This window comes from Trichocoleus sp. DQ-U1 (assembly GCF_039961925.1).
Classification (GTDB): domain Bacteria; phylum Cyanobacteriota; class Cyanobacteriia; order Cyanobacteriales; family FACHB-T130; genus FACHB-T130.
The window spans coordinates 1-9,847 of the sequence record NZ_JAMPKB010000127.1 but is presented as its reverse complement, the minus strand read 5'-3'; the positions used below and the strand labels follow the sequence as shown (position 1 = coordinate 9,847).

The following is a 9,847-nucleotide window of genomic DNA, read 5'->3' as shown; positions in this document are numbered from 1 at the left end:
CAGTAGGAAGCATTTCCGAACCTCAAATTGTGCTTGATTTGCTAATAACAGATGATAGTGATATAGCTCTGGAACAAGCAATCCATTGTGAAAAAGTTAACCAGATGTGTGAGGTACTCTGTGACAAGATTGAACGCGAAGCTGTAGCTTGGGTTAAGGAAAGTCAGATTAATTTAGAGCAAGAGCTTGTATTGGTAATTGTTAAAGATAATTGGCATCCCGGTGTGTTTAGGATTGTGGCAAGAAGGTTAGTCGAACGCTATAGTGTTCCTACATTCATTGGCACCTACGAAAATGAAAACTGGATTCGCGGTTATGGATTAGGAATTTCAGGATTTCATGTATTTCAAGCGTTACAATCTTGTCAAGATTTACTCGGTAAGTTTGGCGGACACAAAATCGCTGGTGGTTTTTCTATGCCCGCTGAGAATCTAAAAGCGTTTCAAAAAAGTCTTAGCAAATTTGCCTATAATTGCTTGTAGCCAGAATAGTTGAAGATTTAGTGAAAGACGATCGCATCCTTCGCACCAAAAACGCGATCGCTACTGTAGTTGTGGTGAACCGAAGTAATCGGGCAGTTCTTCCAAAGTCCATTTCAGCAGCCGACAAAGTGCTTTCAAATCGCGGGGAGTAAGCTTTGGTTCATAAAGTCCTGTCTCCCAATTACTAACTGTCTGGACAGTCTTACCCAAAGCTAATGCAACGTCTCTCTGAGTTAAGCCTAATTCTTCTCTCCGCCGCTTCAGGGGAGACTCCCGATCGTATTCTTGCTGTTGTTGGTCTTTGGTCATGTACTATAAAAATTCTTATATAACGATGCTTGACAAATAAATTCTAAGAGTGCTTATATAAGATAAATACAGAAGCTAACGAAGAGACTGAAAAGCCACCATCTGGCTCAGTCGCTTTTAGAGGTTCAAAAGATGCCTTCCCTAACTTTAGTTTCTTATATAACTGTCATTCGACCAAGCAGAGGTGGGCGATCGCGCCTCACTCCGATTCCAGCTTACCGAAGTCGTCGGGTAACTCATCCACAGTCACTTGCAGCACTTTGAGCAACGTTTTGAACTGTGGAATTGTCAGTTTTGGCACCGATCTACCTCTTTCCCAGTTAGCAATTGTGTCTGTTGTGACACCTAAAGCATCAGCAAGCTCTCTCTGGGTAATGTTTTGGAATGTTCTGAGTTTAAAAAGTGGTGACAAAGGCTCTTTCGCCATCTTTGCCTAAATTAATTCAGCTAAACTGCTTTACGGCTTGCCTAAATTGCTTTAGCCTTGTCATATACCCTAAATTTGTTCAGGGAAACAACCCGCAAAAAAAGGACAAGCAACCAGGAAGCAGCTTTACAGCTATTTAGTTGCTCTCTTAAATGCCTTTCCTAACTTTAGTTTCTTACATAACTGTCACTCCACCAAGCAGAGGTGGGCGATCGCATGATCGCTATCTTTGGCTGGGGTGGTTAGCGACACCCTCGTAAATATCCATTCAAAACCCATAACTAAGTAACTCACAGCTATGACTGGGAGAATCTTATGACGTATTACGCCAAACTCCATCCTTGGTGCATCATCCGTTCGCTTCCGAATATGCGATCTCTAATTATCGCCCGTTTTCGTCGTCGCAGCGATGCCGAAGCGCATTTGCAAATCCTCAAAGCGAATAATACCCCAAACGTTCCCTACTCCATCATTTTCGACACAACCCCAGAAACCAGCGGCTCAATAGTTAAACCTGGAGTGAATTGATTATGACAACGTTGTTTCGCCGGATTCAACCGCCAAAGACATTTCGACTCACTGTTGCACTCTTGGCGAAATACCTGAAAATACCAGAATCCTTCATTGTGCGATTCGAGTGTTGGCAAAATGTACTTTTTGTACATCGCACAGATCGTGGCGGACAATTTGTGAGTTATCGTCAATTGCGACTCTGGTGGGATGCTATCGCGCTTTTATTTCAAACGTGCCACACCCCTACCGCACTGCAACAACTCGGACTTCAGATTAAAGAAGACAGCCAGAAATTCTCCGACTACTACAAAGAGATGATGGAAGACCTCCGCCAACTTTGGGTAAAACGCCGAGACTATCTGGGCAGCTTACCAGGAAAGGAAAGCGCCGCATAAAGTCAGTAAAATAGTACCTGTGGAGAAGCGCGAGAGCGAATCTTATGTAGCCTTACCGCAATAGCGCGATCGCTATCCCACACCCAACGGCGTAAACTGCTCCGGACGGCTTCCGCCCATAGACTTGCGGCGGGAAAAGGCGCTGCGAGGTAACACGCGCAACACTTCCTCAACCGTTGTGATCCCATTTGTCACCTTTTCTGCGGCTGCCATCCCGAAAGAGAAAAACTTGATTTCCCGTAGGTAGCGATTCAGCTGCGTCATCGTGCCATCGTAGATAATTTCGCGCACCGTATCATCGATATCCAGCAACTCAACAATTGCCTCTCGACCCAGATAACCAGAATTGAAACACTTAGCGCAGCCCTTACCCTTTCGCCAAGTGGTTGAATTTGCCTGAGTTGGTTCTAAACTCAGTACCTGCAAATCCTTCTCCGTTGGCTTATAGGGTGCCGCACAGTGAGGACAGACTCGGCGCACCAAGCGCTGAGCCACAATTCCCAAGAGGGCATCACTAATTAAGCCGGGATCTGGGCCAATATCTTTGATTCGGGGAATCGCACCAGGAGCATCGTTCGTGTGCAGCGTAGTAAAAACTAAGTGACCCGTTAGCGCCGCCCGAACTGCGGTTTCTGCGGTTTCGTGGTCGCGGATTTCTCCCACCATGATGATATCCGGGTCTTGGCGCAAAATTGATCTCAAGCCTGCTGCAAAAGTCATCCCCGCCGCTTCATTGACCTGGGTTTGGGTGATGCGGGGCAAAATGTACTCTACGGGGTCTTCTACCGTCACCACATTGACGTGTTCCCTGGCGACGGATTGCAGACTGGTATACAGCGTACTGGTTTTACCGCTCCCTGTCGGGCCGGTAAGGATTATCATCCCTTGGGGCTGTTCCAACCAGCTTTTGTAGGTTTCGAGAGTTGTGGGAGTGAATCCCAAGTTTTGGATTTTAGAAAAGGGGTTTTTGCGGGGTAGTAACCGAATCACCGCTTTTTCCCCACCCACGCAGGGAAGAGTACTGACGCGCATATCCATTCCCAGCTCTAATTCTTCGCCGGAAGCATATTTCTCTCCAATCCGTCCATCTTGGGGGCGGCGGCTTTCGGCGATGTCGATTTCAGACATGACTTTGAGGGCGACGATGACCTTGCGGCTGACATCGATTGGCAGAGTGGTAATATCCCGCAAGACGCCATCAATGCGATAGCGGACTCTCAAGCCTTCTGGCGCGGGTTCCATGTGGATATCGCTGGCGCGGTTCCGCAATGCCCCGGAAATCAGGGTTTTGAGCCGTCCAATCTGGTCAACTGCTTTGGAGAGGTATAGCTCAGTTGTTTCGCTGATGTTTTCTTGCTCTTGCTCGCCCGTGAGAGGATTCACTAAGGGAGTTGAGGAAATGCGTTTGGGGTCGAGGTTTTGGGTGTGATACCAGGTGCGATAGCTTTTGTCTGCAATCGGGATAATTTTGATCTCGGTAAAGGTGCGATCGCTCAATTCTCTAATCGCCTCTACAGAAAGAGCCATCGGACTTCCTAGGTAGTAACAGTTTCGCCAAAGCAGCAGCGGAACCACCGGAGGCAAAAATTTTCTATCTGGAAATTCCCGAAAAAATCGGTAACTGACTTCCCGATCCAGCAGAGCTAAACGGAGCGTTCCTTGCTCATCTACCAGGAGTTTTAGCGCTTCTTCACAGTTAATTTCACGATTTTTCAGCCGTTGCCAAGCAGATGAAGCAGGAGGGGAGGTTTGCATTCTTGTTTCCAGCGAAAAATCAACAGCTGGGGGTTGAGACTACACCAGCCTAACTTAGGCGATCGCTCTGTGACATCAGAAGCGTAGGACAAAGTCCGAGGCTAAGCGATCGCGTTTGTAATGTGGGGGATGCGATCGCGAAAGCTCCAAACTTTGCCCTACGCAATTTTTTTGCTGCCTAGAGTGGGAAAAGAAATCGCTAAGTAATAATAAAGGCAAGTGTTGTAAAAGCGAGTAGATAGCAATGGTAACTTCTACTATCTCAAAGGAATACTCACTAGAAGATTGGATGCAAAATCCCCCTGATAACACAGAATGGGTGGATGGGAAATTAGTAGAGAAAAACGGAATTACATTAACTCATGGTCGAATTCAAGCTGGACTCTCTGCTTACTGGGAAAATTACAGGCGTTCTAGCACTCAAGGGGGAAGCGTGTATATTTCACCTCCCTGTCGTACCAATAAACAGGGACGTTCTCCGGATGCTGCTTATCTGACAGCAGAACTAATCAACCAGTTTGGCGAACCTGCTGTTTTACCCCAGAGTTTCCCGCTAATTGCTGAAATTGTTTCGCCTACGGATATTGCTAAAGATGTAATTGCTAAATCACAGGAATATTTACAGTCTGGTGGGGAGGAAGTTTGGCTAGTTTTTCCTGAGAATCGTTGGATTATTGTAGTTACTAAAAATCTACGATTTGTGTTTATTTCTGGCGAAGTTGCTAGCACTCAAGTTGTGCTACAAGGTTTCAGCGTGGCAGTCGATGAATTATTGGGGTGACGTGTGGATTATTTAATTTTTAAAAGTCAAAAAGTAAAAAGGGTGGGCACTGCCCACCCTTTTTAGAGGGTTACATTAGAGAGTTAAAGATTGGGCATTGGTTTCAATCAATTTTGCCAAATCTTGCAGGAAAGCAGCGGCATCGGCACCGTAGATAATTCGGTGGTCAGCGGTAAGATTTACCTGCATCTGTCGGCGCACTCCCATCATCCCGTCTTCCGTGGCGACGACTTGAGGACGCGACGCGCCAATTGCCAAGATAGCACCTGTTCCTGGCGGCAAGATGGCATCAAACTTGTCTACCCCATACATCCCCAAATTCGAGAGGGTAAAGGTGCCAGAACTGTATTCTGCGGGTTGCAGTTGCTTGGTTCTGGAGCGTTCGACTAAATCTTTCCAGGTACGCGAGAGCGAGTAAATATCCTGCTGGTCGGCATTTTGCAGAACTGGTGTAATTAAGCCGCCGCCATCCATTGCCACAGCTACAGCAACGTTAATCGCACTGTGATAATGAATTCCCTGGTCTGAGAAGCTGGCATTCACCAAGGGATGTTTTTGCAAGGTTACGGCTACTGCTTTCGCAAGTAGCCCGGTCATGGTGACGCCCTTGGATTTAATCTGCTTGTAGAGCTTATCTAGATTATCCGTGGTGATAGTGTAACCGACGCGGAAGGTAGGCACTTGCAGACTGGCTACCATATTCCGCACCACGGCGTTTTGCAGCGTGTTGAGGGGGACGACGCTACCGGGAACGGCAACGGCGGGTACGGTAGCTGCGGCGGCGGGTTTAACGGCGGGTGCAGGTGACGCGGGTGCGACGGGTGCTACTGGAGGGGGAGCCACGGGCGTCATTGTCGGTGTAGCAGTTGTACCGACGGGTTGTTTACCCTTATTCGCCAATGCTTCCACATCTTCTGCGACAATCCGACCGTGGGGGCCACTGCCTTGCAAGGTACTCAAATCGACGCCCAGCTCTTTGGCTAACTTCCGGGCACGGGGGGAGACAATGCTGCGTCCATTGCGACGGGCGGCGGCTGGTGTCGTTTCTACAGGGACTGGGGCTGCGGTGGCTGGGGCTGCGGTAGGTTGGGCGGGAGCGGGGGCGGATTCGTTTACCGATGGCGTTGCGGGGGCAGAACCAGGAGCCTGTTGCTTGGCTGTTTCGATTTCGGCTTCGGTTTCGGCGACGAGCGCGATCGCCGCCCCGACCGGAGCTGCTTCACCGGCAGGTACGATAATGGTGGCAAGATATCCTTCGTAGAAGGACTCCACGTCCATATCAGCTTTGTCCGACTCGACAACCACCACGGTTTCGCCTTTTTCCACTTTGTCGCCGGGAGATTTAACCCAGGAGACAATTTTGCCTTCGGTCATGGTGGAACTAAGGGCGGGCATGAAAACTTCGTGAATCATGGGGTGTCTTCCGAATCGACAGTCTATATAAACAAGATTAAAGCCAGATTGAATTGTATCTTGACCGATGGTCATTACAACTATCCGACTCTATAACAGTCTATTGAGTTTGTATCCTTCACGACCGCCCAACGCCGAATTCTCCGGACGTTGGTGCTGCTGAATAGAATTGGATAGAGAAAACTAATTCAAACTCCCTATTATAACGATGTCTGGCAAGTTTAAATCCCTCGTGGTGTTAGTCGGTATGGCACTGGGCTTGAGTGCTTGCAGCATCAGCAACAGCACTCAATCAACTCCCACGCCTGCCAGCAGTCCAAGTGTTGAGCAATCCTCCCAACAGGTAAGCCAAAATGCACCTATAGCAGAAACTGAGCGAACAAAGTATAAACCGATACCGCTACAAGAGATTAAGTCCGCTAACTCTTTGAAGGGAACTGACCCCAAAGCGATCGCAATTGCTCACTTCGGTCAAACTGAATCCGAGGGGGGGACGCGGGAAGTTACGCTTGAGTATCCGCAACAAAATCTAGCGGTTGTAACGATTACCCAAACCGGCGTTGCAGATGATTCTGTCGGTGCTATCAGGCATCGTGTTGAATTAGTGCCGACCTCCCCATCAGCTCAAACACCCAAGGAATGGAAATTGGCATGGGCTGGTTCCCAAGTCAAGTGTCATGTGGGGCGAGGTCATCAAGATTGGTCAACTCAAAATTGTCAGTAGATGCCCCAATATCGACGAATGGCGAATGGCAATCTCCGAATTACCCATTCGCCATTCGCCATTAACCATTCGCATTAAATTTCCCCGCGAATTTCTTCTACAATTCCATCGCGCAGGAGAATTTCTACCTGCATTTTTTGAATCAGATTATCTCCCGGCTCTACTTTAAAGAAGCCTTCAATCTGACCGTGATTCACTTCGTCGTTGAGTTCTATCAGCTGCACTTGTTGCAACTGTTGCAGAAGTTGATTTTTCTGCTCAAGCAGTTCGCTTTTCTTTTGATTAACCTGGATTTGGATATTGTCAATTTGTTGCATCACTTGAGGGCCAGGGGGTTGCAGATTCTGCTTTTGAATTTCTGAGATTGCCCGCTGTCCTTGCATTTCAAGCTGTTGCAACTGAGAGTCAAGCTGGTTAATTTGCGCCTGGAGTTGCTGCTGTGCTTCCTCTTTCCAACGAGGAGTAACAACGGCCTTGATTGTAACGGGTCGCTTCAGCAGCAGGTGTGATTGAGAAACATCCATATCCGTTTTGCTTGGAAAAATTAAAGAGTAAAGGTTTGTAGGAAAGGCGCTCAGGGTGAGAGCTAAAGGATGAAGGCGGTGTGTGTAGTTCGCACTACACTTCATCCTTCAGGCTTTTTTCCAACTTTCCGACCAAATCAGGCAAACATCCCGTCGATCATATCGCGGTAGCGTTCCATTACGACAGGTCTGCGGATTTTCAACGTCTGGGTCATCATGCCATTTTCAATGGAGAACGGCTCCAGAATTAGCTTGAAGAGACTTATCCGGTCATCTGGGCGATAACCAGGGCGATTTTGCACCTCCCGATTTAATTCTTTCTTGAATAATTCCTGAACAATCTTACTATTCAGGTCAATTTCTTGAGTGGATGCAGTAGGGAGATTGCTGGGTGAGGAAGTTTCCTCTGGAAGCCGCAAGTGCAGATTGTTATCTGCTGCCCACTTTTGCAAAGCTTCCAGATTGGGCACAATTAAAGCACCAAGCGATCGCTCATCTTGACCCACCAGCACAATTTGGTCAATATAAGGACTCCGCAGACAGGCATCTTCAATCGGCTGGGGTTCGATGTTTTCGCCGTTAGTTAAAACTATCGTATCCTTCGCCCGACCTGTCAGCACTAAGTCATTCGCCTCTGTTAGCCAACCCAAGTCGCCGCTATCAAACCAACCTTCAGAGTCAATTGCCTTGGCAGTCGCTTGGGGATTTTGATAATATCCCTGCATCACTTGTGGCCCTCGTGCTAAAACTAGACCGCGACTCCCAGCCGGAAGGGGTTTGCGGGTTTCGGGGTCAACAATTTTAATTTCCGTCCCTGGCAGAAATCGCCCAGATGAACCCCGCAAATTGCACCAAGACTGACGAGCTGTTAAGACGGGGGATGTTTCTGTAAGACCGTAGCCCACCAGCACCTCAAGTCCAATAATTTCAAAGAAGTTTTCCAGGTGCATGGCGAGGGAGCCGCCGCCACTGATGACGTACTTTAATTTGCCTCCGGTGGCTTCTCGGACTTTTCCATACACTAATTTCTCGGCAAGCGCATGGGCAGGAGCCAAGGTAAGCATTTGGCTTCCAGCTAATAGCCGTTCTTGCATGGAGGGAGGTTGGGGTTGTAAGCGCAAGTTGTGCCAAGTACGGCGAGCTTCAATGTAGCGCTGACTAATGCTTAGCAGATTTTTAACCAGTTTCTGCTTGTTTGCAGGCTGTTCGCGGAACTGCTTCTGGACGCCTTCGTAGATAGACTCCCACAGCCGAGGGACAGCAATTAAATAATGGGGTTGGAATTCTTTAAAGTCTTTTTTGATGTGGCGAATGCTCGTGTAAATCTGGGTGCAACCGTGGGAGAGGAAAAAGTATTCGCCAGTGCGCCCGAAGCTGTGCCAAGTGGGGAGAATCGTCAGGACAGGTTCGCCCGGTTGCGGCTGAACGATGGTTCCCAAGTTGGTAATCTGATGGAGCAGGTTGCCATGCGTCAGCATCACGCCTTTGGGCTTGCCTGTCGTACCAGAAGTATAAATAAGCGTCGCTAGCATTTCTCGGCTTTGCTTCACCGGCTGCAAGGATTGATTTGCCCCTGCTGCCATGACTCCAGAGAAATTCAGCGTTTTCAGGGTGGATTCTTCGGGGGGTTCTTCATCGGAGAGCAAGACGACTAGCTGAATCGGGAGGTCGTTGAGGCGTTCCCTGAGTTTTTTCAGCGTCTTCAGGTCTTCTACCACTAAAGTAGTGCTGCCGCTATCTGCCAGTATAAATAGTAACTCTTCCCGCTCTGCCTGAGAGCTACGGACGATATCAACTGCCCCAGCGGTCATCGCCCCTTGGTCAGCAATAAACCAGCGCGGACTATTATCGGCAATCAGGGCAAGGCGAGATTCTGGTTGTACTCCTAATGCCTGCAACCCAGCGGCAAACTGTTGAATTTGCTGAGCTAATTGGGTGTAAGTTACAACTACCTCTGGTTGAGCGTGGGGATCTCGGAGGGCAATGGTATTACCAAAGTGCGATCGCGCCAGCGGCCAGATAGCCGGTAGAGATTCCACCGAACTGTAATCTACCATGCGGCTAAGGTTAGCACGGTCTCGCTCGCTGAGTTGGAAGGGACTAGGGGCTTTCGACATATCTTTATTAATCGCTGCAATCGTTAATCAGCTCTTTTTCCAAAATACTCCTCTGTTGCTTCAATAACAGGTTTTAGGGACAGAATTGATTGTGTCTATGCTATCTGTGCAGCGCGATCGCATTTAATTATTTGTAATAATTGATACTTGACTATTGCTATTTAATAGCATATTCTTAGACAATGGGAATCCGTGCGCCCAAAAAAAACTGAAAGAGGCACACCCATAAATTTTTTAAAAGGCAATACTTCACTTTAGATACGAGAAACGATCGTATTCTTTCCCAACCATAGTTACAGCAGATTGCAAGTTCATGAAGTACAGTAGCAGCAGTTTGTGAACCAGTTGCGTAGGTGTTTTGGATTGACTAAATCAAGTGCAGTAGCAAGCAAAGTATCAACCATTTT

11 protein-coding genes are annotated in these 9,847 nt (G+C 48.0%); 5 read left to right on the top strand and 6 right to left on the bottom strand.

Features of this window, described 5'->3' with window-relative positions; all coding sequences use genetic code 11:
- On the top strand, positions 1 to 482 hold a 482-nt coding region (locus tag NDI34_RS26690), incomplete at its 5' end, for a DHHA1 domain-containing protein (protein ID WP_348234341.1).
- Between the two features lie 60 nt (positions 483 to 542).
- Here NDI34_RS26690 and NDI34_RS26685 read toward each other — a convergent pair.
- Both NDI34_RS26685 and NDI34_RS26680 read right to left on the bottom strand, forming a co-directional pair.
- Positions 543 to 791: a helix-turn-helix transcriptional regulator gene (locus tag NDI34_RS26685; RefSeq protein ID WP_190527704.1), complete on the bottom strand. Its 249-nt coding sequence runs from the start codon at positions 789 to 791 to the stop codon at positions 543 to 545.
- A gap of 199 nt (positions 792 to 990) precedes the next feature.
- Positions 991 to 1,218, bottom strand: coding sequence for a helix-turn-helix transcriptional regulator (locus NDI34_RS26680; RefSeq protein ID WP_348234340.1), 228 nt, complete (start codon positions 1,216 to 1,218; stop codon positions 991 to 993).
- 315 nt (positions 1,219 to 1,533) lie between these two features.
- Here NDI34_RS26680 and NDI34_RS26675 point away from each other — a divergent pair, with 315 nt between their 5' ends.
- Both NDI34_RS26675 and NDI34_RS26670 read left to right on the top strand, forming a co-directional pair.
- Positions 1,534 to 1,746, top strand: a complete 213-nt coding sequence (locus tag NDI34_RS26675; RefSeq protein ID WP_348234339.1) for a hypothetical protein — start codon at positions 1,534 to 1,536, stop codon at positions 1,744 to 1,746.
- A 2-nt stretch (positions 1,747 to 1,748) separates the two neighbouring features.
- Complete coding sequence (locus tag NDI34_RS26670) at positions 1,749 to 2,126, top strand: hypothetical protein (RefSeq protein WP_348234338.1); 378 nt, start codon at positions 1,749 to 1,751, stop codon at positions 2,124 to 2,126.
- A 72-nt stretch (positions 2,127 to 2,198) separates the two neighbouring features.
- Here the strand turns inward: NDI34_RS26670 and NDI34_RS26665 are convergent, their stop codons facing one another.
- The gene (locus NDI34_RS26665) at positions 2,199 to 3,881 is read right to left on the bottom strand and encodes a GspE/PulE family protein (protein WP_348234337.1); all 1,683 of its coding nucleotides are present in this window, start codon (positions 3,879 to 3,881) and stop codon (positions 2,199 to 2,201) included.
- Between the two features lie 289 nt (positions 3,882 to 4,170).
- Between NDI34_RS26665 and NDI34_RS26660 the strand changes: the two genes are divergently transcribed.
- Positions 4,171 to 4,662 (top strand): Uma2 family endonuclease, encoded by a 492-nt coding sequence (locus NDI34_RS26660; RefSeq protein ID WP_348234336.1) that lies wholly within the window; start codon positions 4,171 to 4,173, stop codon positions 4,660 to 4,662.
- A 75-nt stretch (positions 4,663 to 4,737) separates the two neighbouring features.
- On the opposite strand, the gene NDI34_RS26655 is transcribed toward NDI34_RS26660, so the two are convergent.
- Positions 4,738 to 6,075: a dihydrolipoamide acetyltransferase family protein gene (locus tag NDI34_RS26655; RefSeq protein WP_348234335.1), complete on the bottom strand. Its 1,338-nt coding sequence runs from the start codon at positions 6,073 to 6,075 to the stop codon at positions 4,738 to 4,740.
- A 208-nt stretch (positions 6,076 to 6,283) separates the two neighbouring features.
- On the opposite strand from NDI34_RS26655, the gene NDI34_RS26650 reads away from it, so the two are divergent.
- The gene (locus NDI34_RS26650; RefSeq protein WP_348234334.1) at positions 6,284 to 6,799 is read left to right on the top strand and encodes a hypothetical protein; all 516 of its coding nucleotides are present in this window, start codon (positions 6,284 to 6,286) and stop codon (positions 6,797 to 6,799) included.
- Between the two features lie 74 nt (positions 6,800 to 6,873).
- On the opposite strand, the gene NDI34_RS26645 is transcribed toward NDI34_RS26650, so the two are convergent.
- Together NDI34_RS26645 and NDI34_RS26640 are read right to left on the bottom strand one after the other, a co-directional pair.
- Positions 6,874 to 7,323, bottom strand: a complete 450-nt coding sequence (locus NDI34_RS26645) for a YlqD family protein (RefSeq protein WP_190414598.1) — start codon at positions 7,321 to 7,323, stop codon at positions 6,874 to 6,876.
- A gap of 137 nt (positions 7,324 to 7,460) precedes the next feature.
- A complete protein-coding gene (locus tag NDI34_RS26640) occupies positions 7,461 to 9,440 on the bottom strand; it encodes a long-chain fatty acid--CoA ligase (protein WP_348234333.1) in 1,980 nt (659 codons plus the stop codon).
- Positions 9,441 to 9,847: the final 407 nt, after the last annotated feature.